Raw genomic sequence first — 22,687 nt, forward strand, 5'->3', positions numbered from 1 at the left:
GAAGTGCTGGTCGTCAAGCCCCCACACCTGACTGAATGGACGGTCTCCTCCCCAGAACGGTTACCCTATCGCCCTCAGGCGTGATATATGAAGCGTTACGCCAAGACCGAAACCTGCAGAGACAGACCATGACCACCGATACGCCGCCAGAGGACGACAAGGACAGCGGCCAGGATAAATACATTGTGCCCGGCCTAGAGCGCGGGCTGCGGCTGCTGGGCGAGTTCAGCAGCCGCGAGCGCACCCTGTCCGCCGCCGACCTGGCGCGCCGCCTCAAGGTGCCGCGCTCGACGGTGTTCCGGCTGCTGGCCACCCTTGAAATGATGGGCTTTGTCGAGCGCACCGATGGCGGGCGCGAATTCCGCCTGGGCATGGCGGTGCTGCGGCTGGGCTTTGACTACCTGGCGTCGCTGGAGCTGACCGAGCTGGGCCGGCCGCTGCTCGACCGGCTGCGCGACGACATCCATTACCCTTGCAACCTGGTGGTGCGCGACGGGCGCTCGATCGTCTACGTGGCCAAGTCGGTGGCGGCGCGGCCGTTCGCCAGCACGGTCAACGTGGGCACGCGGCTGCCGGCGCACGCCACCGTGCTGGGCCGGGTGCTGCTGGAAGACCTGACGCTGGAAGAACTGCGCGCGCTATATCCGGAAGACCAGCTCGAAGTGTTTTCCGAGAGCACCCCGCGCACGGTCCAGGAGCTGTACGAAATGGTCCAGCGCGACCGGGAGCGCGGCTACGTGCTGCATGAGGGCTTCTTCGAGGCCAGCATCTCCACCATCGCGGCGCCGGTGCGCGACCGCACCGGCAAGGTGGTGGCGGCGCTCGGTGCAACCATCCCCGCCGCGCGCATCGAACCCGACCAGCTGGACGGCATGGTCGAGAAAGTCCGGCAGGCGGCGGCCGAACTGTCGCGCCTGCTCGACTACCGTCCGGTCATGCCGAAACCGTTTGCATAGGCACCAGCAAAACAAGCCAGCCGAGCGGCGTCAGCGCTGCCGCTCGGGGCGATGGCCCAGCAGCGCCGACAGGTCGCGTGCCGCTGCCTTGACTTCCTTCTCCACGCGTTCGCGCAGCGCGGGGTCCTGCTCGAAGCGCTGCTGCGGTCCCGCCACGCTGAGCGCGGCGACGACTTCGCCATCGGCGCCGCGCACCGGCGCCGCGCAGGAATCGATCCCCGCTTCGTAGGCCGAAAAGCTCCACGCGCAGTCGCGCTCGCGGTCGGCGGCCAGGATATCGGCCAGCCGGGCGTGGGTGGCCGGGCTCTGGCCGGTCACGGTCGGCAGCGGGTCCGGGCCCAGCAATTCCTTCAGCGCCTCCGGCGCCAGGCCGGCGATCAGCATCCGGCCGGGCGTCGTCAGGTGCGCCGGCACGCGGCTGCCCACCTGGATATTGCTGACCAGCGTCGCAGCCGGCATATGGCGCAGCAGGTAGAGGGCGTCGCCGCCGTCGCGCACCACCAGGTACGCGGACAGCTGCAGCGAGCCGCTCAGCGTGGCCAGCACGCGCGTGGCCAGGCTGGTCAGATCGTTCGATGCCAGCACGCGCGACGCGAGCTTCAGGAAATTGAAGCCGACCTGGTGGCCGCCATGCGGCAGGCGTTCCACCATGCCTTCGTGCTCCAGCGTATCCAGCAGCCGCATCACGGTAACGCGGTTCACGTCGATGCGGCGGCCGACCTCGCTCAGGTTGGCGGTGGAGCCGCCTTCGGCGATATAGCGCAGCAGGCGCAGGCCGCGTATCACCGGCGATACCAGTTGGGCTTCGCGGGCGTCTTCGGTGTCGGCGCTGGCGTCGAGGTCGGGATCTGCAGGCGGGCGGGACTTGGGCATCGTCGGGTGGCTGTCAATGGAAAACGGCCGCGAGCAGGCGGCCGTGCTTGGGGAACGAAGCGGCTGCGTCAGCCCAGCGCCACGTTCCAGGCGTCGTAATCGTACACCCAGTCGGCATTGCCGCCTTCCTTGAGCCACGCATTGCTGCGCGAGCCGATCTGGATGCGGCTGGTGCGCTCGTGGCGCGCCGCCTGGTAGCGGGCCAGCGCCGCGGGTATGGCGGCAGCGCCATCCTTTGCCGCATCAGCCAGGCAGCGAGCCAGCACCACGCCGTCCTCGATCGCCATGCCGGCGCCCTGCGCCATGAACGGCATCATCGGATGGCAGGCATCGCCCAGCAGCGTGACCGGGCCGGACGACCACCGCGGCAGCGGGTCGCGCACGTACAGCGCGGAAATCAGCACGTCGTCGCAGGCATCGAGCAGCGCGCGAGCCTCCGGATGGAAGCCGGCATACGCGCTGCGCAGGTCCTCCACGCGGCCCGGCGTGGTCCACGATTCATGCCGCCAGGCTTCCTGCGCCACCGTGGCAAAGATAAAGATGTCGCGGCCGCGGTTGAGCGGGAAGGTGACGATCTGCGTGGCGGCATCCGGCCCCCACCACTTGGTGAAGGCGTCCAGGTTGGGCACGCCGGCCAGCTTTTCGGCGGGCACCACGGCGCGGTATGCGACCACGCCGGTGAAGATCGGGCTTTCCTGGCCGAGCAGTGCGGTGCGCACCGTGGAGTGGATGCCGTCGGCGCCGACCAGCACGTCGACACGCTCTTCCGTGCCATTGGCAAAGCGCAGCGTGGCGCCTTGCGCATCGGGCAGGATCGCCACGGCCTTGTGCCCCAGGCGCACGTTCGCGGCGGGCACCGCGGCTTCCAGCGCGGTCATCAGGTCGGCGCGGTGCATGGTGAGCTGCGGGGCGCCGTAGCGGTGCTCGGCGTCTTCCTGCATCGGCAGGCGCGAGGTTTCTGCGCCGGTGTCCCACATGCGGCTGATGCGGTGGGTGGGCCGCGCCGCGGTCTCGCGCAGCGCGTCGCCGACGCCCAGGCCGTCCAGCGCGCGCACCGCGTTGGGCGTCAGGTTGATGTCCGCGCCGACGCGGGCAAAGCGCGGTGCCTGCTCATAGACCACCGCGTCCAGGCCGAACTCGCGCAGCGCGATGGCCGCGGCCAGTCCGCCGATGCCGGCGCCGTTGATGCCGATCTTCAAAGTCATTGTTGCCGTTCCGGTAACGCCAGCGAGGCGTTCCGGAAACCGGTGGGGCGCGCGCTGACTTTTTATGTTCATAAATGAACGATATGTTCATAAAAAGTCTATGCGCGAGGGGGTAGAGCGTCAACCAAGGGTTAACGCGTAGGCGGAAGAGGCTATTCGTGTTGTCGACTGAAACTCCCGACAATGCCCTTGCGGAAGGCCAGCACGCAGACGACGAAGATGACGCCGGTCACCATCGACACCGATTCCCCCAGCCCGTTGAACCACTGGATCCCGGTGGCCGAGGCCAGCAGGCTGCCGATGTCGCCGAGCTTGTTCTCCAGCGCCACGATCACGAAGGCGCCGACGATCGGGCCTGACAAGGTGCCCAGGCCGCCGACCAGCGTCATCAGGATCACCAGTCCCGACATCGACCAGTGCATATCGCTGAGGGTCTCGAAGCCCAGCACCAGCGCCTTGACCGATCCCGCCAGCCCCGCCAGCGCCGCCGACAGCACGAAGGCAGCCAGCTTGAAGCGGTCGACGTCATAGCCCAGCGAGATCGCCCGCGGCTCGTTTTCCTTGATCGCCTTCAGGATCTGGCCGAACGGCGAATGCACCGTGCGCACGATCAGCGCGAAGGCCGCCACGACGATCGCCAGCGCCACGTAGTACAGCGTCAGGTCGTCGGACAGCGGCAGCACGCCGAACAGCTTGCCGCGCGGGATGCCCTGCAGGCCGTCCTCGCCGCCGGTGAACGGCGCCTGCAGGCAGAGGAAGAACAGCATCTGCGCCAGCGCCAGCGTGATCATCGAGAAGTAGATGCCCTGGCGCCGGATCGCCAGCGCACCCATCACCAGGCCGACCAGCGCGCCGGTGCCCGTGCCCAGCAGCAGCCCGATCTCGGGCGTCACGCCCCACACCTTCATGGCATGGCCCGCTGCGTAGCCCGCACCGCCGAAGAAGGCCGCGTGACCGAACGACAGCAGGCCGGCATAGCCGATCAGCAGGTTGAACGCGCACGCGAACAGCGCGAAGCACAGCACCTTGAGCACGAATACCGGATAGGCGCCGGCCAGCGGCGCGGCCAGCAGGCAAGCCAGCAGCGCGCCGTAGAGCGCCCGCTTTGGCAGGCGGCGCGCGGCCTGTGCAGGCTGCATCCCGAGGGTAGCGATAGTCGATCCGTTCATCACTTCTCCTTTCCAAACAGTCCGGCCGGGCGCAGCAGCAGCACGACCACCATGACCACGAACACCACCGTCGACGACGCCTCGGGGTAGACCACCTTGGCCAGGCCCTCGATCACGCCCAGCCCCAGGCCGGTCAGGATCGCGCCCAGGATCGAACCCATGCCGCCGATCACCACCACCGCGAACACCACGATGATCAGGTTCTGCCCCATCAGCGGCGACACCTGCATCACCGGTGCCGCCAGCACGCCGGCGAAGCCGGCCAGCGCGACGCCGAAGCCGTAGGTGAGCGTCACCATCCTCGGCACGTTGACGCCGAATGCCTCGACCACCTTCGGGTTCTCGGTGCCGGCGCGCAGGCAGGCGCCCAGCCGGGTCTTCTCGATCACGTACCAGGTCGACAGGCACGCCACCAGCGATGCCGCCACCACCCACACGCGGTAGTTCGGCAGCCGCATGAAGCCCAGGTCCGACGCGCCTTGCAGCGCTTCCGGCGGCGCATAGGGCAAGCCAGAAACGCCGTAGACCGAGCGGAACACGCCTTCGATTACCAGCGTGATGCCCAGCGTCAACAGCAGGCCGTAGATGTGGTCGAGCTTGTAGATCCAGCGCAGCATGGTCTTCTCGATCACCACGCCGACCCCGGCCACCGCCAGTGGCGCCAGCGCCAGCATCGCCCAGTAGCTCAGGCCCGCATAGGACATGCCGGCCCAGGCCAGCACCGCGCCCAGCATGAACAGCGCGCCGTGGGCAAAGTTGATGACATTGAGCAGGCCGAAGATCACGGCCAGGCCCAGGCTCAGCATGGCGTAGAAGGCGCCATTGACCAGCCCCAGCAGCAGTTGAGACAGCAGCGCGGGCAAGGGGATTTCAAACAGGTTCATGGATGCTCCTCGTCAGACTCATACGCCCAGCAGCTCATGCAGCACCGGCATCTTTGCCTCCAGTTCGCCGGCATCGAAGCGCTCGACGATGCTGCCGTGCTCCATCACGTAGAAGCGGTCGGCCAGCGGCGCGGCGAAGCGGAAGTTCTGCTCCACCATCACCACCGTGTACCCCTTCTGCTTGAGCATCAGGATCATGCGCGCGAGCGCCTGCACGATCACCGGTGCCAGCCCTTCCGAGATTTCATCGAGCAACAGCAGGTTGGCGCCGGTGCGCAGGATGCGCGCCACCGCCAGCATCTGCTGCTCGCCGCCCGACAGGCGCGTGCCCTGGCTCTGGCGGCGCTCCTTCAGGTTGGGAAACATGTCGTAGAGTTCGGCCTCGCTCATGCCTGCGGTCGTCTCGCCACCCTTGCCCTTGAGCTGCGGCGGCAGCAGCAGGTTCTCCTCGCACGAGAGGCTGGAGAAGATCGCGCGCTCCTCCGGGCAATAGCCGATGCCGTAGTGCGCGATCTTGTGCGTGGGCAGGCCGACGGTCTCGTGGCCATTGACCTTGATCGAGCCCTTGCGCGCGCCGGTCAGGCCCATGATCGCGCGCAGCGTGGTGGTGCGCCCGGCGCCGTTGCGGCCCAGCAGGGTCACCACTTCGCCGCGGTTCACGGTGAGGTCGACGCCGTGCAGGATGTGCGATTCGCCGTACCAGGCCTGCAGGCCCTTGATTTCGAGTGCGGGCGTGTTGTTCGTGCTCATCTTATCGTCCCCCGGCTCAGTGCGCGCCCTGCAGTTCGGCGTCCGCGGTGCCCATGTAGGCCTCCATCACGCGCGGGTCCTTTGACACCTCGGCGTAAGGCCCCTCGGCCAGGATCGCGCCACGCTGCAGCACGGTGATCTTGTCGGCGATCGACGAGACCACGCTCATGTTGTGCTCGACCATCAAAATGGTGCGGCCGGCGGAGACCTTCTTGATCAGCTGCGTGACGCGGTCCACGTCCTCGTGGCCCATGCCCTGCGTGGGCTCGTCGAGCAGCATCAGCTCGGGCTCCATCGCCAGCGTGGTGGCGATCTCCAGCGCGCGCTTGCGCCCGTATGGCAGGTTCACCGTCAGCGTCCGCGCGAACTCGGTCAGCCCCACCTGCTCGAGCAGCTCGATGGCGCGGTCATTGAGCACATCGAGCGAGCGCTCGCTGCGCCAGAACTGGTACGCCGTGCCGAGTTGCCGCTGCAGCCCGATGCGCACGTTCTCCATCACCGTCAGGTGCGGGAACACGGCCGAGATCTGGAACGAACGGATCACGCCGCGGCGCGCGATCTGCGCGGGTTTTTCGCGGGTGATGTCGATGCCGTTGAATACGATGGTGCCGGTGGTCGGCTCCAGGAACTTGGTGAGCAGGTTGAAGCAAGTGGTCTTGCCTGCGCCGTTGGGGCCGATCAATGCATGGATCGAGCCGCGCCGGACTTGCAGGTTGACGCCGTTGACCGCGGTAAAGCCGCGGAACGACTTGCCGAGGTTGCGGGTCGCCAGGATCAGGTCGTCATGCGGCATGGGCGTGCCTCCTTGTCGTTGGCCGCCACGTTGCCGTGGCGAAAGGGATGGCGCGCCATGCTCAACCCTCCACCGGCAGCGTTGCGATCGCGTACGCGTGGCGCAGCGTGCGGCCCAGCACCGGGTCTTCCAGCTCGATCTCGAAACGCTGCGCAGGCCGGATGCCGCCGATGGCCGGCAGCGTGCCGCACAGCATTGCGGAGCCCGCGCCGAAGCTGCCGCCATGCCCGGCAAAGCGGTCCAGCAGGTCGGCCGGCGAGCGCATCGCCGTCACCGCGCCTTGCTGGTACAGCACGCGCTCGCCGTCGATGGTGGCGTACGAGCGCAGCACCAGCTGGTCCCAGTGGCCTTCCACTTCAGCCAGCTTCCACAGCGTCTGCGCACAGGGCTTCTCGCACATCTGCTTGGACACGGTGATGCCGTAGGTCTCGGCTTCGCGGTCGGTGTGGTCCGAGGCGATGCCCACCAGGATCTCGCCGCCGTCGTTGACGAGCAGGAATTCCGCTTCGCCGCTGCTGGCTGCGCCGCTGACCTGGATCTCCGGCGCGGCGCCCAGCCGTTCGGCGGCAACGCGATAGAACACGGGCGTGTAGGGCGGGCGCTTGACGCCCAGTTCTTCCAGCTCGCGGATATGGGCTTCCATGGCGTCGACGTCGCGGCCGGTCCACCCCGCCACCACCAGCTGGCGGATGGCGACGGCGCGTTGCGACTTGCCCTGGCGGCTGTCGATATCAAAGGTAAGGGTCTTCATGATCGGGGGCTCTCTGTGCGGGGAGGGGGCGGCCAGCGTCAGCGCCGGCCGCATGGACGGGCAGGCTTACTTTTTGACCAACGGGCAGGCGCTGGCGCTGAGCGGTCGGAACGCTTCGCTGGCCGGGATCACGCTCTTGATCTTGTAGTAATCCCACGGGCGCTTCGATTCCTGCGGCCGCTTGACCTCGACCAGGTACATGTCGTGCACCATCAGGCCATCGGCGCGAATGGTGCCGTTGGCCGCGAAGAAGTCGTTGACCGGCGTGGCGCGCATCTTCGCCAGCACCGCGTCGCTGTCGTCGGTACGCGCGGCCTGGATCGCCTTCAGGTAATGCATGGTCGACGAATACACGCCGGCATGGACCAGCGTCGGCATCTTGCCGGTCTTGGCGAAGAAGCGCTGCGACCACGCGCGCGTGGCGTCGTCGCGGTCCCAGTAGAACGAAGTCGTCAGCGTCATGCCTTGCGCGGCCTGCAGGCCAAGGCTGTGAATGTCGCTGATGAACATGTGCAGGCCCGCCAGCCGCTGCTTGCCGCTGCCGTTGATGCCGAAATCCGCCGCGGTCTTGATTGCGTTGACGGTATCGGCGCCGGCGTTGGCCAGGCCGATCACGCGGGCGCCCGACGCCTGCCCCTGCAGCAGGTACGACGACAGGTCGGCGGAGTTGATCGGGTGCTTCGCCTTGCCCCTGAGCGTGCCGCCGACGCTCGACAGCGCCTCGGTGCCGTCCTTCTCCAGCGAGGCGCCCAGGGCGTAGTCGACGGTCAGGAAGTACCAGCTGTTGTCGCCGCGGCGGGTCAGCGCCTTGACCGTGTTGGCGGCGAAGGCATAGGTGTCGTACGAATACTGGATCGTATAGGGCGAGCAGTCCTCGTTGCTCAGCCGCGTGGTCCCGGCACCGCTGGCAATCACGATCTTGTGCTTGAGCTTGCCCAGGTTGGAAACGGCCAGCGCCACCGACGACGGCAGCGCGTCCTGGATGACATCGACCTTCTGGTTGTCGAACCAGCCGCGCGCCAGCGTGGCGGCCACGTCGGTCTTGTTCTGGTGGTCTGCGCTGACCACCTGCACGGGCGCGCCGAGCACCTTGCCGCCGAAGTCGTCGACGGCCATCTGCGCGGCGATCACCGAGCCCTTGCCGCCGATGTCAGAGAAGATGGACGACATGTCGGTGAGGACACCGATCTTGACGACGCCGTCGCTGATGGGGGCAGGGTCGGCCGCCAAGGCGGTTCCCGAAATGAGGGTGGCGCAGGCGAGGGCGGCCGCACCGATACGGATATCAGGCATGTTGTCTCCTTGGGTCTTTGTAGGAATAGTGGGTACTGCTCTGGTGGCGCTTATCTGTACGCCGGCCGCAGCGCCGCTTCCACGGCCATGCCGAGCGCCAGCAGCCTGCGGTCGGCGCCGTGCCGCCCGAACAGCATCAGGCCCACCGGCGCTTCACCAGGGCGATGGCACGGGACGGACAATGCGCACAGGTCGAGCATGTTGGCGATGGCCGGGTTGCGCAGCAGCAGGCGGTTGGTGGCAAAGAAGGCCTCGTCGTGGTCGTGGTCGGCGAGGTCGGCGATGAGCGGCGCCACGATCGGCACGGTCGGCAGCACCACGGCGTCGAAGCCCGCCAGTTCGGCATCCGCCTGCCGGCACAGCGCGGCACGGCGCTCGCGCATGCGCAGGTAGTCGGCGGCGAGTTGCCCGTCGGCCAGCCGGATGCGCGACAGCACGCGCGGGTCGTAGCGGTCGGCGTGCGCCGCCATCAGCTTGCCGTGCCAGGCGCTGGCCTCGGCGGCCACCAGCCCGCCGCCGTGACCGAGTTCGCCGAGCTGGCCCCAGCTGTCGAAACCCACGTCCTGCAGCAGCGCGCCTGCGGCGGAAAGCCGGCGCAAGGCATCGCTGAAGGCTTGCGCGACCGTATCGTCGATCCCGTCCAGCACCATCCCGCCGGGTACGGCCAGGCGCAGTCCGGCAAGGCTGGCCGGCCCCGCAGGCGCTGCTTCCCCGGCCATCACCGCGTCGACCGCCGCGCAGCACGCCACGGTGTTGGCCAGGCAGCCGACCGAGTCGTAGCTGGGCGACAGCGGTACCGCGCCCTGCAGCGGCACCCGGCTCGCGGTGGGCTTGAAGCCGACGATGCCGCACAGCGCCGCCGGGATGCGGCAGGAGCCGCCGGTGTCCGAGCCGATCGCGGCCAGTGCCATGCCGTCGGTCACCGAAACCGCCGCGCCGGACGACGAGCCGCCCGGAATGCGCCCGGCCTGCCGGTCGAACGGGTTGCGCGGCGTGCCGTAGTGCGGATTGATGCCGACGCCGGAATAGGCGAACTCGGTCATGTTGGTGCGGCCGACAAAGACCGCTCCCGCGGCACGAAGCCGCGCAATGGCCGGGGCATCGGCGCTGGCGGCGCGCTCGGGCAGCACCTTGGCCCCGGCGCGGGTGACATCGCCCTGCACGTCGAACAGGTCCTTCACCGACACCGGCACCCCCGCAAGGGCACCGGCCACGCCCTGTTCGCGCAGCATGTCGCTGGCCTGCGCCTGCTTGCGGGCGGCCATGCTGACGCCGTGCGGGAAGACGCGCGCGCCTTCGCCGCCGGGATTGCAGATGCGTTCGACACACGAGGCCAGCAGGGACAGCGCATTGGCGCTGCCGTCGGCGAGCTGGCGCTTTGCGGCGGCTACGGTCGCTTCCATGATCAGGCCGGGTCGTAGTAGTGGATTTCCAGCAGCATGCAGCCGCCGTCGGACTTGAACGGGCCGTGGAAGGCGCCGGGCGGGCGGCAGGCGTAGGTGTTGGGCGCGAAGGCTTCGCCGCCCTCGCCGTTGACATCATTGCCGACGGTCAGGTCGCCGCTGAGCAGGTACACCTCCTCCCAGTACTCGTGGACGAACGGCGCCTTGGTGAAGATGCCCGCATCGAAGCGCAGCAGGCGGGTGCGGCTGCCGCGGCGGCCGCTTTCGTCCAGCGCGCCGGACAGGATCTTCTGCTGGATGCCGGCGGGGTAGCCTTCGGGCACCTCCCAGCCGGAGGTGAGGTCCAGGGTATGGAACTCGTCGTGAAGCTTGTTGATTGCCATGCTGATCTCCGTTATCGAGGCAAGGATGGGGACGGGGTCTTGCTGCGTTCAGGCGGCCTGCGGCAACCGGCCCAGTTCGTCCTGCAGGGAATAGCTGCCGAGCAGGTTGTCGACCAGGCCCGATGCGCGCTTCCAGTCATAGGTGCGGTAGGCGTGGCCCTTGGTGACGAAGGTGGCGCCGGCGTAGAACATCTCGTACTGGTTGTGGCGCGAGGCAAACTCGGAGCCGACCGCGTCCCAGGCGAGCTTGAAGAACTTGACGCGCTCCTCCGGGCTGCACACCGGAGACTTCTGCGTCTTGGCGATGATGTCGGCCAGCGCGGGATTGGCGAAATCCTCGATGCTGGAGGGCAGCATGATCATGCCGCCGCCGGCCAGCTCGCGCAGCGTATTGAGGACCTTGGCATAGAGCTGCTGCGTCACCACCTGCGAGCCGTACAGCATGCCGCGGTCGGGAATGAAATAGCCGTTCTGGTTGACCTGGCCCTTCGCTTCCATGCCATAGACCCACGCCTCCACCATGCCCGCCTCGGCGGCGAGCTGGCCCAGCAGTTCCCTGACCTGCGGGAAGCCGGCAGTGCCGTTGATCTCGGTGATGCGGTGCGCCAGCCCGACCAGGAAGCGCAGCTTGACCATCAGCCGCACCTGGCACTGGTAGTTCTGGTAGACGTGCGCCGGCGTGGCATGGAACTGCTTCGCGCACATGGTAACGTCGCCCGCGACGAAGATCCGCTCCCACGGCACCTTGACGTCGTCGAAGTAGAGCACGGCGTCGTTCTCGTCGAAGCGGCTCGCCAGCGGGTTGTCGAAGACCGAGGTGGCGCTGGCCTCGTAGGACTTGCGCGACAGCACCTTCAGGCCCTTGCTGTTCATCGGCACCGCGAACGACAGCGCATACATCTCGTCGCCCTCGCGCAGCGGCTGGATGCAGCTGCAGAAGACCTCGTTGGCCATGATGCCGCTGGTGGCGAGCATCTTGGCGCCGCGCACGGTAATGCCTTCAGCGTCCTGGTCGACGATACCCACCGCCAGGTACTTGTCTTCCTGCTCATGCGCCGCCTTGGCCTGGTTGGCCTGCGGGTTGACGATCACATAGGTGAGGAACAGGTCGTTGTCGCGGGCGTAGCGGTAGTAGTCGCGCAACGCGCCGGCGCGCGCCGGGTCGGCCTGCTCGAGCACGTCGATGCCCATGTACATGCCGGAGATGCACGACGCGACATGGTCGGGCGAGCGGCCCATGAAGCCATAGTGCAGCGCGGTCCAGGCTTCCAGCATCTCGCGGCGCTCGACCAGCTCGTTGTAGCTGGTGGGCAGCTCCCAGATGCGGCTGACGCGCCGGTCGCTGCCTTCGGGCCGGAACGTCATCCTGTCGACGTTCTCGGGACGCGCCTGGAAGTCGTAGAGATTGGCATAGCTGCGGATCGAGTTGCGGAAGGCGGGATGTGCCGTGACGTCGGTCACGCGCTTGCCATCGAGGTACACTTCGCGCCCATCGCGCAGCATGGCGATGTGCTGGGTGCCGGTCTTGATCATGTCGTTCTCCTGTGCTGACTGCTTGTGTTGTTGGATTCAGGCGGCGGCGGGGCTGTCTTCCAGCGCCCGGTATTTGCCGCCAAAGAAGATCAGCGGCCGGCCGTCGTGGCGGGCCTGGTGACGGACCACCCGCCCGATGAAGATCACGTGGTCGCCGCCGTCATGCATCGCATAGGGCTCGCATTCGAACGTCGCCAGCGTGTCCGGCAAGAGCACGTGGCGGTCGCCGAGGTTGCCAAAGTGGATGCCATCCCACTTGCCCGAGTTGGCGCGGGCGAAGCGGTTCGATATCTCCTGCTGCGCCTCGGCCAGCACGTTGACCGCGTAGCGCGGCGCGCTGCGCAGGTCGGCCAGGCTCAGGCAGCGGCGATCGACCGAGAACAGCACCAGGGGCGGATCCAGCGATACCGAGTTGAACGACGCCACCGTGATGCCAACCGGGACCTCGCCGGCACGCGGCGCGGTGATCACGGCGACGCCGGTGGCGAACATGGCCAGCGCGTTGCGGAAACGGCGCTGGGCGTCGGCGTCCGTTACGACGCCCTGATCGACAGATGACTCAGCCATCACGACTCCTACACATGTTTGGGCAACCGGTCCGGCCGCCGCAGTTTGTTTGCTTAATTAGCTTTGTAAGTTAGGTTTTATTGAACGATAACAAACTGCGGTATTCAAGGTGGTAAAAACCCTAGGCGCAGCGCCGGCATGCGTGCCGCGGCGCGCGCGTGGATGCCGCAAAGCCTTGTGGTGCGGCGGTTTGCGGCAGGCGGGGGCGGCGCTCCGGTCTTGCAAAAGCGCGGGCGGCAGCCCGGAGCAACCCTATCGGCAGCATGGCGGCCAGCCTCGTGGCGCGCTGCCCGGTGCTAGACTCGGCCGCACTTTCCCTGACCAGCGGGTTCCGCCTTACCCCGCTTTACCCCCGGTCGTACTCTCTCCGCAGCCAGGAATGCGCCCCATGCAAAACCAGCAAGACAACCTCCCCATCTACATGGACTACAGCGCGACGACGCCGGTGGACCTCCGCGTCGTCGACAAGATGGTGCCGTTCCTGCACCAGCAGTTCGGCAACCCGGCCTCGCGCAGCCACAGCTACGGCTGGCAGGCGGAAGCGGCCGTGGAAGCGGCGCGCACGCACGTCGCGGCGCTGCTCAATGCCGACCCGCGCGAGATCGTCTGGACCTCCGGCGCCACCGAAGGAAACAACCTCGCGATCAAGGGCGCCGCGCATTTCTATCGCGGCAAGGGCAATCACATCATCACGGTCAAGACCGAGCACAAGGCCGTGCTCGATACCTGCCGCGAACTGGAGCGGCAAGGCTTTGACGTGACGTATCTCGATGTGGGCCCCGACGGCCTGATCGACCTGGACGGGCTGCGCGCGGCGCTGCGGCCGGACACCATCCTGGTGTCGGTGATGATGGTCAACAACGAGATCGGCGTGATCCAGCCGGTCGCGCAGATCGGCGAGATCTGCCGCGCGGCGGGCATTGTGTTCCACTGCGATGCGGTGCAGGCCGCGGGCAAGATCGCGATCGACCTGGCCGCGCTGAAGATCGACCTGCTGACCGTGACCGCGCACAAGGTCTACGGGCCGAAGGGGATCGGCGCACTGTACGTGCGCCGCAAGCCGCGCATCCGGCTCGAGGCGCAAATCCATGGCGGCGGCCACGAGCGCGGCATGCGTTCCGGGACGCTGCCGACGCACCAGATCGTCGGCATGGGTGAGGCGTTCCGGCTGGCGCGGCTGGAACTGGAAGAGGAGGGGCGCCGTGTCGGCGCGCTGCGCGACCGGCTGCTGGCGGGGCTGTCGCGGCTGGACGAGGTCTACGTCAACGGCAGCCTGGAACACCGCATCCCGCACAACCTGAACATCAGCTTCAACTACGTCGAGGGCGAGTCGCTGATCATGGGCATCAAGGACGTGGCGGTGTCTTCGGGATCGGCCTGCACCTCGGCATCGCTGGAACCGTCGTTCGTGCTGCGCGCGCTGGGCCGCAGCGACGAGCTGGCGCACAGCTCGATTCGCTTTACGCTGGGCCGCTACACCACCGAGGCCGAAGTCGACGAAGTCATCCGGCAGGTCAGCGCGACGGTGTCAAAACTGCGCGGACTCAGCCCGCTCTGGGAGATGCACCAGGAGGGCATCGATGTCGGCACGGTGCAATGGGCCGCGCATTGACGGCGCCGCGCCGTTAGCCTTTCAGCCGGCGCGCCTGCAGATGCTCCAGGTCGAGCGCGGCACGGTCGCCGTTGGCGACGAGCCGGTCGACCACCGAGCACAGCACCTTGAATTCGGTGCGGGTGACGCCGTCGAACAACACGTCGTTGATCTGCTGCTGCACCGGCAGCAGTTCATTGAGCAGCTTGCTGCCCGCGGTGGTGATGGTCAGGCGCATCTTGCGCTTGTCATCGGGATGCGCCTTCTTGTCGATCAGGCCAAGCTTTTTCAGCTTGCCGGTCTCGATGGTGATAAACGGTCCGCTCAGGTGCAGGTGGTCGGCCAGCTGGTTCACCGTCACCTCGCCCTGCTGCGACAGGTGGGCGATCGAGCGGATCAGCGAATATTGCACGCCGGTCAGTCCGACCAGGTTGCCAAAGCCGTCCCGCACCGACAGCAGCCGCGCGGCAAACGGCAGCAGGCCATTGACGAGGTGCCGGAACTCGCGGTCCGAGCCGTCGACCAGGCAAGCCGGATGCGTGATTGTCAGGGTCTTGTTTGCAGGAGTCGTAGCCATCGGCGGATTGTTCGATTAGCTTGTAATGCAAGCTTTGTGCCAAATTCTACCAAACTCGCCGCGCGGCCTGCCGTGCGGTCCGGCCTCTCTTTTTTGCGCGAACGCGTTGCCTGTATGAACCCGATTTCACTACCCGAAGCACGAGCGCTGCTGGCCCGCTATGTCGAGGCCAAGGACCACAACCGCCCCGCCCTGATCCACGAGGCATTCGCGCCCGAGGCGACGCTGACCTTCTCGATCGACACCGACACCATCAGCTTTCCGGAAAAGACCGAAGGGGCCGCGGCGATCGCGGCGACGCTGGTCGCTGACTTCGCCAGGACATTCGACCGCTGCCGGACCTACTACGTCGGCGACTTGTCGCTCGCGGCGGACGGAACCACGCTGACGGTCCCGTGGCTGGTGCTGATGCGCGAGACGGCGGCGCACACCTTGCGCGCGGGGAAGGGCGTCTACCGCTGGGGCTTTGCCCGGCAGCCGGATGGCACGTACCGCATCGGCAGCCTGCACATCCATATCGCGCGCATGGACGTTGTGCCGGATGCCGGCGCGGCCATGCTGGCGGCCTTGCAGGCGGCACTGCCGTATCCCTGGCTGCCCTCGCCGGCGCTGCAGGCGGCAGTGCAAGCCCAGGCATCAGCCGACGCCAGGCTGGCGTTCCTGGAAGAATTTGTCTGAGGGCCTGGCCGGCAGGATGAACCTGCCGGCATACCACCTCAAAGCCCCAGCACCAGCTTGGCGATGATATTGCGCTGGATCTCGTTCGATCCGCCGTAGATCGATGCCTTGCGGTAGTTGAAATAGCGCGGCGCCAGCACGGCCGCATAGTCCGGCCCCACGCGCGGGGCGGCCTCGCGGCCCTGGATCCCGGCCCAGGTGTCCTGCACGAACGGCAGCGCCGCGGGGCCGGCAGCCTCGACCGCCAGCTCGCTGACCGCCTGCAGCGTCTCCGTGCCGGTGAGCTTCAGCATGCTGGACGCCGCGCCGATCGACGTGCCCGATTCCACGCCCGAGAACACGCGCAGCTCGACCGCCTCCAGCGCGGCCGTGCGCACGTGCAGCGCGGCCAGCTTGCGCCGGAACGCGGGGTCGTCGAGCAGCCGCCCGCCATCGTCGGCGGTCTGCTCCGCGGCGATCTGCGCCACCTTGGCCAGTTGCTTGCGCAGCATCGGGCTGTAGGTGCCGCCACGCTCGAACTCCAGCAGGTACTTGGCGTAGGTCCAGCCCTTGCCTTCCTCGCCGATGCGGTTCTCCGCCGGCACGCGCACGTTCTCGAAGAAGACCTGGTTGACCTCCTGCTGCCCGTCCACCGGACCGTCCAGCGTCGGCAGCGGCGACACCGTGATGCCGGGCGCATGCATGTCGAGCAGCAGGAACGAGATGCCTTCCTGCCGCTTCGACTCGCGGCTGGTGCGCACCAGGCAGAACATCCAGTCGGCCCACTGCGCATGCGTGGTCCAGATCTTGGAGCCGTTCAGGATGTAGTGCCCGCCGTCGCTGTCGGTGCCGGGATCGGCGCGCAACTGCAAGGACGCGAGGTCGGAGCCGGAATTGGGCTCCGAATAACCCTGGCACCACCACACGTCCGAAGCCAGAATCGGCGGCAGGAAGCGCGCTTTCTGCGCCGGCGTGCCGTACTTCATGATCACCGGCGCCACCATCTTCAGCCCCATCGGCGACACCGGCGGGCAGCCGGCCGCGGCCAGCTCGGACTGGAAGATAAAGCGCTGCGTCGGCGTCCAGCCCGGGCCGCCGTATTCCTGCGGCCAGTTGGGCGCGGCCCAGCCGCGCGCATGCAGCGCCTTCTGCCAGCGCACCTGGCCGGCCTTGTCGAGATAGCCGTTCTTGGACTGCGCCATCAGCGCGCGCAGTTCGTCGTCATACGCCTCGGCGATCCAGGCGCGCACGTCCTCACGGAATTGCTGGTCTTGCGGGGAGAAATCGAGATGCATCGACGGGCCTCGCTGGGTAGTCGTCAGGAATTTGCGATTCAGGCGGCGGGATGGAGCAGGTCGGCGTAGCGCCGCAAGTGGTGCTCGGCCGAGCCGAACTGCAGGTCGATCGCGGTGACGCGCTTGAAGTAGTGGCCCATCGCCAGCTCCGCCGTGACGCCCATGCCGCCGTGGATCTGCACCGCGCCCTGGCCGACGAAGGCACCGGCCTGGCCGGCCTGGGCCTTGGCCGCGCACGCCGCCTGCGCAAAGGCCGCCGGCGCGCCGCCGGCCTGCATCGCGGCGACCTGCGTCAGTGCCACGGATTGCTCCAGCTGCATGTACATGTCGGCCATGCGGTGCTGCAGCACCTGGAAGGTTCCGATCGGCACGCCGAACTGCTTGCGCTGGCGCGCGTAGTCGATGGTGTCGGCCAGCATGCGCGCCATCGCGCCGTTGGCTTCCGCGGCCAGCGCGACCATGGCGTGGTCGCACAGCCGCTCGATCAGCGCGAAGGCCTCGCCTTCGGCGCCGATGCGCTGGCTGGCCGGCACCTGTACATTGTCGAGCAGCACCTCGGCCGCACGCATGCCGTCGAAAGTGGGATATTCGCGCAGCGTCACGCCGGGCGTGTCGCGTGCGATCCAGAACAGGCTGATGCCCTCGCGGTCGCGGCGCGCCCCGGCGGTGCGGGCGCTGACCACCAGGTGCGAGGCGAACGGCGCACCCACCACGACGTGCTTGTGGCCGCTCAGCTTGTAGCCGTTGCCCGCGCGCGTGGCGCTGGCCTGCACGTCATGCCGGCAATAGCGGCTGGCGGGTTCGGCATGCGCCCAGGCGCCGGTGGCCTCGCCGCCGATGATGGCGGGCAGCCACTGTGCCGCCAGTTCCGGGCTGCCTTGCGCCAGCGCGCCGCCGGCCAGCACCACGGTGCCAAGATACGGCTCGAGCACCAGGTGGCGGCCAAACTGTTCCATCACGATCATGTGCTCGGCAGCGCCGCCGCCCAGCCCGCCGAGCGCCTCGGGAAAGCCCGCGCCCAGGATGCCGAGGTCGCGCGCAAAGGCGCGCCAGCAGTCGGAGCGCCAGCCCGCGGGGGACTGCACTGCGGCGCGGCGCGCTTCAAAGTCGTAGTGGTCGGCCAGGTAACGCGCGAGCGTGTCGCGCAGCATCGACTGTTCTTCGCTGAACTTGAAATCCACCTCGGCTCCTTCGGGAATGGGGGAAGGCGTGGCTGCGATAGCCTGTGCCAGCATGATCCGGGCAGGCCGCCGCGCGGCGCATCGTCGCATCGGACGAAGGTGCGCAGGCGCCACGCACCGCCGTTTCATGCGGCACCGCATCAACATGCCGACACCCCGCTTCGTCGCTTCCGACGATGGTTGAACCGGCGGGTCGTTCACAGAATGCGGGATCACCCATCCCAATCCAGCGAACCGCTGTCGAGGAGCTCAACGCCATGCATCCGTCCATCCACGCGCAGCACACGCCGGAGAAGCCGGCCGTCATCATGGGCAGCAGCGGCGCGGTCGTCACGTACCGCGAGCTGGACGAGCGTTCGAACCAGGTGGCACACCTGTTCCGCGCGCTGGGACTGCGCCCGGGCGACCGCGTGGCCTTCATGCTGGAGAACCATCCGCGCCTGTTCGAGCTGTGCTGGGGCGCGCAACGCAGCGGCATCATCTATATCTGCCTGAGCACAAAGCTGAACGCGGCCGACGCCGCCTATATCGTCAATGACAGCGCTGCGCAGGTGCTGGTGACCACGCACGCGCAGGCGGAGATCGCGGCCTCGCTGGTGGCGCAGACGCCGGCGCTGACGCGCCGGCTGATGCTCGACGGCACGGTGCCTGGCTACGACGCTTATGAACCTGCGCTGGCAAGCTGCCCCACGACGCGCATCGCGGACGAAGTGACCGGCGGCGACATGCTTTATTCCTCCGGCACCACGGGCCGGCCCAAGGGCGTGTATGCGCCGCCGGCCAGCCCGCGCATCGAGGATCCCACCACGCTCACCAGCCTGTGCCAGCGGCTCTATGGCTTCGATGCCGAGACCCGCTACCTGTCGCCGGCGCCGCTGTACCATGCCGCGCCGCTGCGCTACAACATGTCGGTGCAGGCGCTGGGCGGCACGGCGGTGGTGATGGAGCATTTCGACGCGGAACAGTACCTGCAGCTGGTGCAGCAGCACCGCATCACGCATACGCAGCTGGTGCCGACGATGTTCTCGCGCATGCTCAAGCTGCCCGAGGCGCAGCGCCAGGCCTGCGATGTGTCGTCGCTGCGCGTGGCGATCCATGCCGCGGCGCCATGCCCCGTGCAGGTCAAGGAGGCGATGATCGCGTGGTGGGGCCCGGTGATCTGGGAGTACTACGCCGGCACCGAGGGCAACGGCGTGACCGTGGTCAGCACGCAGGAATGGCTGCAGCGCAAGGGCACCGTGGGCCGGGCCATGGTCGGCAAGCTGCGCATCTGCGGCCCCGACGGCGAACTGCAGCCGCCGGGCGAGCCCGGCACAATCTATTTTGCCGAAGGCCGCCCCTTCGAATACCACAACGACCCGGCCAAGACGGCGGAATCGCGCCATCCCCGGCATCCGGACTGGAGCACCATCGGCGATGTCGGCTATGCCGATGCCGACGGCTACCTGTTCCTGACCGACCGCAAGGCCAACATGATCATCTCCGGCGGCGTCAACATCTATCCGCAGGAGGCCGAGAACCTGCTGATGACGCACCCCAAGGTGCTTGACGTGGCGGTGATCGGGGTGCCCAACGAGGATTTCGGCGAAGAGGTCAAGGCCGTGGTGCAGCCGGCCGACATGGCGCAGGCCGGGCCGGAGCTGGCAGCCGAGCTGATTGCGTTCTGCCGCGCCAACCTGTCCACCATCAAATGCCCGCGCTCGGTCGATTTCGAGTCCGAGCTGCCGCGCCTGCCGACCGGCAAGCTGCTCAAGCGGCTGCTGCGCGACCGCTATTGGGCAGGCCACGGCAACAAGCTGGTGTGAAGGCGGCTCCAGCGCGGCCTTAATCCAGCCGGAAGGCCGCCTGAAGCGACCCGGAACCCTCGGCGGCGCGCGGCCGCCCGCGTTTACGCCATAATTCCGTGTTCCATCACAGTCACGGCCGCCCGCGCCGCTGCGCGGGCGGGCGCATCGCTTCGCATTGCCCTTCGCATTGCCGCAGGGGCGGTGCGGCGCGGAAGACGACAAATCGCCAATGGCAAGTATCGAGGAGACCGGGCGGCGCATGCCGTCTGCCACCGGCGCCGGCGCCGCTGCGCTGGCAGCCAAGCTGCGTCCGCCGCTGCTGACGCCGTTCCAGGTCGAGCGCACGGCGATCTGCGACGCCGTGTGCGCGGCGGACTTCGTCAAGCTCGTGCTGGTGCGCGCGCCTGCGGGCTTCGGCAAGACCACCGCCATGCTCCAGTGCCGTGCGCGCCTGGACGCCGCCGGCGGGCGTACCGCCTGGCTCACCCTTGACCGCTCAGACAACGATGCCACCCGCTTCCTGGGCTCGGTCGAGGCCGCCATCGCGCAGGCGCTCGGCACTGCGGCCCAGCCGCCGCGCTCGGGGCTGGTGCAGGATCCCGGCGAGCAGGCGCTGGCGCTGATCGACCGGCTGGCTGGCCACAGCGGTGCCTTCACGCTGTTCCTCGACGATTTCGAATCGATCCAGAACGCCGCCGTCAGCGGCCTGGTGTGGCAGATGGTCGAAAGCCTGCCGCCGGGCTGCCGTGTCGTGATCGGCACGCGCTGGGTGCCGGAGAGCGGCCTGGGCCGGCTGCGCGCGCGCGGCGAACTGATCGAGATCGAGCCCGCGCAACTGCGCTTCAGCGCCAGCGAGACCGAATCCTTCCTGCGCCAGGCCCGTGGGCTCAAATTGCAGCCAGCCGCAATCAGCGCGCTGCACCGGCGCACCGAAGGCTGGGCCACGGCACTATGGCTGGCCTCGGTGGCGATGGAGCGGCGCAGCCAGCCCGAGGGCTTCATCGCCGGCTTCTCCGGCTCCAACGCGGCGATTGCCGACTACCTGGTCGAAGACGTCTTCCTGCACCTGCCCGAGGCGGTGCGTGACTTCCTGTTGCGGACCTCGATCCTCGACCAGCTGTGCGGCCCGCTCTGCGACGCGGTCTGCCAGGCCGCGCCGCCTTCAGCCGGCGGCGCTGGCGGCAGCGACGAGATCCTGGCCTGGCTGGAGCGCGCCAACCTGTTCCTGCTGCCGCTGGAGAGCGAGCGCTACGGCGAGCGCGGCACCGGCGCGGCGCCGGAGCAGTGGTACCGCTATCACAGCCTGTTTTCCGGCTTCCTGCGCGGCCAGCTGGCGCAGTCGATGCCAGAAGCCGTGCCGCCATTGCACCTGGCCGCCTCGCGCTGGTATGAAGCGCAGGGCCGCCCGGTGCCCGCCATCGAGCACGCACTCGCGGCCGGCGCGCTGGGCCATGCGCTGGAACTGCTGGACAGCGCCGTCGATGACCTGCTGGGGCAGGGCCGCATGCGGCTGCTGACGCGCTGGCTGGAGGCGGTGCCGGCGCAGGAGCTGGCGCGCTGGCCCAAGCTGCAGATCGCACATGCGTGGGCGGTGGCGTTCACGCGCGGCCCGGCCGACGCGATCGCGCTGCTGCAGGCGATCCCGACCGAAGGCGCGGCCGGCGACCTGCTCGCGCATATCCGCGCGCTGCGCCACGTGCTGCTCAACATGATGGACCGCTTCGACGACGCGCGCGCCTTCGCCCGCAACGAGGTGCCGCCGCTGCCGATGGGCTACGCCTTCCCGGACGCGATCCTGGGCACGTCGATGGCGCGGCTGGCCGCGGTGATCGGCGACTATCCCGAGGCGCGCCGGCTGCTGCAGATCGCGCGCCAGGCCGTGCGCGGCTCGGACAGCAACTTCAACAAGATCTTCTCCGAATCGGTCGAAGGCCTGATCGACCTGCGCCAGGGACGGCTGCAGCAGGCGCTGGCGCGCTTCCGCATTGCCGCGCGCACGATGCTGCCGAACCGCTTCGGCCCGACCAACGGCAACGCCATGGCCGGCATCCTGCTGGCCGAAGGGCTGTACGAGAGCGGCGATACCGAACGCGCCAGCCGGCTGCTCAACGTGTACCTGCCGCTGTCGCGCGATCTCGGCCTGCCGGACCAGATCATCACCGGCCACACCGTGCTGGCTCGCATCGCCTTCGAGCGTGGCGACAGGGACCAGGCTCACGAATGGCTGGCACAGCTGGAGGCGCTCGGCCACCACCGCGGCCTGAGCCGGCTGGTGATGGCGGCAATGCTGGAGCGCGCGCGGCTGGCGCTGCGCCAGGGCAATGTGCACGCCGCGCAAGAGGCGATCGAGCGCGCCGCCGATCCCGCGCTGTGGCGCACGCGCCCGGGCGTCAGCTCGTTTGCCAGCGACGTCGAGGACATATTTGTCGGCAGGCTGCGGCTGGACGTGCATGCCCGTCCCGGCGCGCAGGTGCGCGACGCGATCGAGCGAGAGCTGGCGGCCGCCACCAGCAACCAGCTGATGCGCCGCGCGCTCAAGCTGCGCATCCTGCTGGCGCAGGCGTGCCAGCGCAGCGGCGACGGCGCGCATGCGCTGGTGGTGATGGGCGAGGCATTGCGCTTCGGCGCGGCGGAGGGCTTCGTGCGGATTTTTGCCGACGAAGGCGACGACGTGCGCCGGCTGGTGGCCGACGCCTGCGCGCGCCAGGGCGCCAGCCTGCCATCCGCCTACGTGGAAAAGCTGCTGCAGGCATGCGGCAAGCAAGCCGGCGCAGCGCCTGGCGGCACGGCCGGCCGGCCCGCACCGCCGGCGCTGGTGGAGCCGCTGACGCCCAAGGAGCAGAAGGTGCTGCAGTTGCTGGCCGAAGGCTTCTCCAACGTCGCCATGGCCGAGCGCCTGTTCGTGTCCGAGACCACGGTGCGCACGCACCTGCGCAATATCAGCGCCAAGCTGCACGCCAGCAACCGCACCCAGGCGGTGGCGATCGCGCGGCAGCTGGGCCTGCTGTGAGCCGGCCGCCGCGAGCGATAGCTGCGTGC

20 protein-coding genes are annotated in these 22,687 nt (G+C 68.2%); 5 read left to right on the plus strand and 15 right to left on the minus strand.

The features are described 5' to 3' along the window. The first annotated feature begins 128 nt into the window (after window positions 1–128). Window positions 129–956 (plus strand): IclR family transcriptional regulator, encoded by an 828-nt coding sequence (locus JTE92_RS02925; protein WP_063241945.1) that lies wholly within the window; start codon window positions 129–131, stop codon window positions 954–956. Window positions 957–986: 30 nt separating this feature from the next. On the opposite strand, the gene JTE92_RS02930 is transcribed toward JTE92_RS02925, so the two are convergent. From JTE92_RS02930 to JTE92_RS02985, 12 genes are all read right to left on the minus strand, one after another. Then, window positions 987–1,829 (minus strand): IclR family transcriptional regulator, encoded by an 843-nt coding sequence (locus JTE92_RS02930; protein WP_063241944.1) that lies wholly within the window; start codon window positions 1,827–1,829, stop codon window positions 987–989. A gap of 68 nt (window positions 1,830–1,897) precedes the next feature. Continuing rightward, window positions 1,898–3,034 (minus strand): FAD-dependent monooxygenase, encoded by a 1,137-nt coding sequence (locus JTE92_RS02935; protein WP_063241943.1) that lies wholly within the window; start codon window positions 3,032–3,034, stop codon window positions 1,898–1,900. A gap of 152 nt (window positions 3,035–3,186) precedes the next feature. Then, entirely contained in the window at window positions 3,187–4,203 is a 1,017-nt protein-coding gene (locus JTE92_RS02940; RefSeq protein WP_063241942.1) for a branched-chain amino acid ABC transporter permease, read from the minus strand. After that, window positions 4,203–5,087, minus strand: a complete 885-nt coding sequence (locus JTE92_RS02945; RefSeq protein WP_063241941.1) for a branched-chain amino acid ABC transporter permease — start codon at window positions 5,085–5,087, stop codon at window positions 4,203–4,205. Before JTE92_RS02945 ends, JTE92_RS02940 begins: the two co-directional genes overlap by 1 nt. Before the next feature lie 18 nt (window positions 5,088–5,105). Beyond that, window positions 5,106–5,837: an ABC transporter ATP-binding protein gene (locus JTE92_RS02950; protein WP_116386873.1), complete on the minus strand. Its 732-nt coding sequence runs from the start codon at window positions 5,835–5,837 to the stop codon at window positions 5,106–5,108. 16 nt (window positions 5,838–5,853) lie between these two features. Then, the gene (locus tag JTE92_RS02955; protein WP_116386872.1) at window positions 5,854–6,630 is read right to left on the minus strand and encodes an ABC transporter ATP-binding protein; all 777 of its coding nucleotides are present in this window, start codon (window positions 6,628–6,630) and stop codon (window positions 5,854–5,856) included. A 61-nt stretch (window positions 6,631–6,691) separates the two neighbouring features. Then, window positions 6,692–7,381, minus strand: a complete 690-nt coding sequence (locus tag JTE92_RS02960) for a DUF2848 domain-containing protein (RefSeq protein WP_063242061.1) — start codon at window positions 7,379–7,381, stop codon at window positions 6,692–6,694. Between the two features lie 66 nt (window positions 7,382–7,447). Beyond that, window positions 7,448–8,674, minus strand: a complete 1,227-nt coding sequence (locus JTE92_RS02965) for an ABC transporter substrate-binding protein (RefSeq protein ID WP_063242062.1) — start codon at window positions 8,672–8,674, stop codon at window positions 7,448–7,450. 50 nt (window positions 8,675–8,724) lie between these two features. Then, a complete protein-coding gene (locus JTE92_RS02970) occupies window positions 8,725–10,077 on the minus strand; it encodes an amidase (RefSeq protein WP_063242063.1) in 1,353 nt (450 codons plus the stop codon). 2 nt (window positions 10,078–10,079) lie between these two features. Then, window positions 10,080–10,460 (minus strand): cupin domain-containing protein, encoded by a 381-nt coding sequence (locus JTE92_RS02975; RefSeq protein WP_063242064.1) that lies wholly within the window; start codon window positions 10,458–10,460, stop codon window positions 10,080–10,082. A gap of 48 nt (window positions 10,461–10,508) precedes the next feature. Next, on the minus strand, window positions 10,509–11,993 hold the full coding sequence (locus tag JTE92_RS02980; RefSeq protein ID WP_063242065.1) for a 4-hydroxyphenylacetate 3-hydroxylase family protein: 1,485 nt from the start codon (window positions 11,991–11,993) through the stop codon (window positions 10,509–10,511). A gap of 36 nt (window positions 11,994–12,029) precedes the next feature. Continuing rightward, the gene (locus JTE92_RS02985; protein WP_063242066.1) at window positions 12,030–12,560 is read right to left on the minus strand and encodes a flavin reductase family protein; all 531 of its coding nucleotides are present in this window, start codon (window positions 12,558–12,560) and stop codon (window positions 12,030–12,032) included. Between the two features lie 388 nt (window positions 12,561–12,948). Between JTE92_RS02985 and JTE92_RS02990 the strand changes: the two genes are divergently transcribed. After that, on the plus strand, window positions 12,949–14,172 hold the full coding sequence (locus tag JTE92_RS02990) for an IscS subfamily cysteine desulfurase (RefSeq protein ID WP_063242067.1): 1,224 nt from the start codon (window positions 12,949–12,951) through the stop codon (window positions 14,170–14,172). Between the two features lie 13 nt (window positions 14,173–14,185). Here JTE92_RS02990 and JTE92_RS02995 read toward each other — a convergent pair whose 3' ends face one another. Further along, window positions 14,186–14,728 carry a MarR family winged helix-turn-helix transcriptional regulator gene (locus JTE92_RS02995; RefSeq protein ID WP_063242068.1) on the minus strand — a complete coding sequence of 181 codons (543 nt, stop codon included), beginning with the start codon at window positions 14,726–14,728 and terminating at the stop codon, window positions 14,186–14,188. Window positions 14,729–14,842: 114 nt separating this feature from the next. Between JTE92_RS02995 and JTE92_RS03000 the strand changes: the two genes are divergently transcribed. Then, on the plus strand, window positions 14,843–15,406 hold the full coding sequence (locus JTE92_RS03000) for a nuclear transport factor 2 family protein (RefSeq protein WP_063242069.1): 564 nt from the start codon (window positions 14,843–14,845) through the stop codon (window positions 15,404–15,406). 38 nt (window positions 15,407–15,444) lie between these two features. Here JTE92_RS03000 and JTE92_RS03005 read toward each other — a convergent pair whose 3' ends face one another. Beyond that, window positions 15,445–16,680, minus strand: a complete 1,236-nt coding sequence (locus JTE92_RS03005; RefSeq protein ID WP_063242070.1) for an acyl-CoA dehydrogenase family protein — start codon at window positions 16,678–16,680, stop codon at window positions 15,445–15,447. A gap of 38 nt (window positions 16,681–16,718) precedes the next feature. Continuing rightward, entirely contained in the window at window positions 16,719–17,861 is a 1,143-nt protein-coding gene (locus JTE92_RS03010) for an acyl-CoA dehydrogenase family protein (RefSeq protein WP_063242071.1), read from the minus strand. 257 nt (window positions 17,862–18,118) lie between these two features. Here JTE92_RS03010 and JTE92_RS03015 point away from each other — a divergent pair, with 257 nt between their 5' ends. Next, a complete protein-coding gene (locus JTE92_RS03015; RefSeq protein WP_063242072.1) occupies window positions 18,119–19,666 on the plus strand; it encodes an AMP-binding protein in 1,548 nt (515 codons plus the stop codon). Between the two features lie 211 nt (window positions 19,667–19,877). Continuing rightward, window positions 19,878–22,658, plus strand: a complete 2,781-nt coding sequence (locus JTE92_RS03020; RefSeq protein ID WP_063242073.1) for a winged helix-turn-helix domain-containing protein — start codon at window positions 19,878–19,880, stop codon at window positions 22,656–22,658. Window positions 22,659–22,687: the final 29 nt, after the last annotated feature.

Origin of the sequence: Cupriavidus oxalaticus (assembly GCF_016894385.1) — a bacterium.
Taxonomy (GTDB): domain Bacteria; phylum Pseudomonadota; class Gammaproteobacteria; order Burkholderiales; family Burkholderiaceae; genus Cupriavidus; species Cupriavidus oxalaticus.

Excerpts from the sequence above, each read along its gene's own strand:
- JTE92_RS02925 (WP_063241945.1), top strand. The coding sequence starts at position 129 with ATGACCACCGATACGCCGCCAGAGGACGACAAGGACAGCGGCCAGGAT.
- JTE92_RS02930 (WP_063241944.1), bottom strand. The coding sequence starts at position 1,829 with ATGCCCAAGTCCCGCCCGCCTGCAGATCCCGACCTCGACGCCAGCGCC.
- JTE92_RS02935 (WP_063241943.1), bottom strand. The coding sequence starts at position 3,034 with ATGACTTTGAAGATCGGCATCAACGGCGCCGGCATCGGCGGACTGGCC.
- JTE92_RS02940 (WP_063241942.1), bottom strand. The coding sequence starts at position 4,203 with ATGAACGGATCGACTATCGCTACCCTCGGGATGCAGCCTGCACAGGCC.
- JTE92_RS02945 (WP_063241941.1), bottom strand. The coding sequence starts at position 5,087 with ATGAACCTGTTTGAAATCCCCTTGCCCGCGCTGCTGTCTCAACTGCTG.
- JTE92_RS02950 (WP_116386873.1), bottom strand. The coding sequence starts at position 5,837 with ATGAGCACGAACAACACGCCCGCACTCGAAATCAAGGGCCTGCAGGCC.
- JTE92_RS02955 (WP_116386872.1), bottom strand. The coding sequence starts at position 6,630 with ATGCCGCATGACGACCTGATCCTGGCGACCCGCAACCTCGGCAAGTCG.
- JTE92_RS02960 (WP_063242061.1), bottom strand. The coding sequence starts at position 7,381 with ATGAAGACCCTTACCTTTGATATCGACAGCCGCCAGGGCAAGTCGCAA.
- JTE92_RS02965 (WP_063242062.1), bottom strand. The coding sequence starts at position 8,674 with ATGCCTGATATCCGTATCGGTGCGGCCGCCCTCGCCTGCGCCACCCTC.
- JTE92_RS02970 (WP_063242063.1), bottom strand. The coding sequence starts at position 10,077 with ATGGAAGCGACCGTAGCCGCCGCAAAGCGCCAGCTCGCCGACGGCAGC.
- JTE92_RS02975 (WP_063242064.1), bottom strand. The coding sequence starts at position 10,460 with ATGGCAATCAACAAGCTTCACGACGAGTTCCATACCCTGGACCTCACC.
- JTE92_RS02980 (WP_063242065.1), bottom strand. The coding sequence starts at position 11,993 with ATGATCAAGACCGGCACCCAGCACATCGCCATGCTGCGCGATGGGCGC.
- JTE92_RS02985 (WP_063242066.1), bottom strand. The coding sequence starts at position 12,560 with ATGGCTGAGTCATCTGTCGATCAGGGCGTCGTAACGGACGCCGACGCC.
- JTE92_RS02990 (WP_063242067.1), top strand. The coding sequence starts at position 12,949 with ATGCAAAACCAGCAAGACAACCTCCCCATCTACATGGACTACAGCGCG.
- JTE92_RS02995 (WP_063242068.1), bottom strand. The coding sequence starts at position 14,728 with ATGGCTACGACTCCTGCAAACAAGACCCTGACAATCACGCATCCGGCT.
- JTE92_RS03000 (WP_063242069.1), top strand. The coding sequence starts at position 14,843 with ATGAACCCGATTTCACTACCCGAAGCACGAGCGCTGCTGGCCCGCTAT.
- JTE92_RS03005 (WP_063242070.1), bottom strand. The coding sequence starts at position 16,680 with ATGCATCTCGATTTCTCCCCGCAAGACCAGCAATTCCGTGAGGACGTG.
- JTE92_RS03015 (WP_063242072.1), top strand. The coding sequence starts at position 18,119 with ATGCATCCGTCCATCCACGCGCAGCACACGCCGGAGAAGCCGGCCGTC.
- JTE92_RS03020 (WP_063242073.1), top strand. The coding sequence starts at position 19,878 with ATGGCAAGTATCGAGGAGACCGGGCGGCGCATGCCGTCTGCCACCGGC.